Raw genomic sequence first — 1,110 nt, 5'->3', positions numbered from 1 at the left:
CGGTGCGCGCCTCCTCGCGCGTGGCAAAGGGCTGGTGGTGGGTGAGCTCCTGTTTCAGGGAGCTGAAGAAGCTTTCCATGGCTGCGTTGTCGTAGGGCATGCCTTTGCGGCTCATGCTCGCCGTGAGGCCCGCTTGCTGCAGTTGTTGCTGGTAGGCCCTGCTGGTGTATTGCGAGCCTTGGTCACTGTGGTGGATGGCGCCCTTGGCCGGCTTGCGGCGCCCCAGGGCCATGGCAAGCGCCTCGCTGGCGAGCGCCTGATCGGCACGCTCGCCCATGGCCCAGCCGACGATTCGACGGCTGTGCAGGTCGAGCACGGCGGCTAGGTACAGCCAGCCGCGATGCGTCGGTACGAAGGTGATGTCGGCCACCCATACCGCGTTCGGACGCGGGCTATGGAAAGGCCAAGTGAGGCGGTTGGACGCTGCAGGCATACGCTGGTAGGTCGCACGCGCCTGCACGTAGCGGCGGCGACGGCGGGTCTGGATGGCGTGGTCACGGCGAAGCCGCCGCACGCGGTTACGCCCGCAGGACTCCCCTTGCTGCCGAAGGGCACGCCACAACCGCTCGGTGCCATAGGCCTCGCGCGTCTGCACATGCAGGCACCGAATGCGCTCCAGGAGCCGCTGATCCTCACAGGCCCGGCGGCTCGGCTGGCGCGAGCGCCACGCGTAATAGCCGCTCGGCGACACGCGTAGCGCCCGACACAGCGAACGCACCGGATACTCCGCCTGGCCTGCAATCCAGGCGTACTTCACCGCAGCTCCCGCGCGAAGTACGCCGCCGCTTTTTTTAGGATCTCGTTCTCTTCCTTGAGGCGCGCAACCTCGCGCTGCAAAGCTGCCAGCTCGTCGCTGCTGGCCTTGGGCCTGCCGCTGCCGCGGAAGGCCTGCTCGCCCTTGGACTCCAGCTCCTCGGCCCACTTGTAGAGCCGGTTCCGAGGGATGCCCAACTCGCGCGCCACCTCGGCCACCGGGCGGCCGGACCGGCGCATCAACTGGATCGCCTCACGCTTGAACTGAGCAGTAAATCGCTGCCGTTTCTCCATCGAACACCTCCGTGCGAGGATTGTCCTCGCTTTGTGGTGTCCGAGAGAGCGGGACCAGCCCAC

Annotated in this window: 2 protein-coding genes; both read right to left on the bottom strand. The window is 67.2% G+C overall.

Going from position 1 to position 1,110, the window contains the following annotated elements:
* Positions 1-757, bottom strand: a 757-nt coding sequence (locus ACFWZ4_RS16460; RefSeq protein ID WP_439705733.1) for an IS3 family transposase, incomplete at its 3' end; no start/stop codon positions are given.
* Positions 754-1,110 (bottom strand): transposase (locus tag ACFWZ4_RS16455; RefSeq protein ID WP_439705732.1); only part of this gene is annotated, 357 nt, incomplete at its 5' end. The genes ACFWZ4_RS16460 and ACFWZ4_RS16455, both read right to left, overlap by 4 nt.

Origin of the sequence: Frateuria sp. GZRe12, from assembly GCF_051900535.1 — a bacterium.
Lineage (GTDB): Bacteria > Pseudomonadota > Gammaproteobacteria > Xanthomonadales > Rhodanobacteraceae > Frateuria_A.
This window is presented reverse-complemented; position numbering and strand designations above follow the sequence as displayed.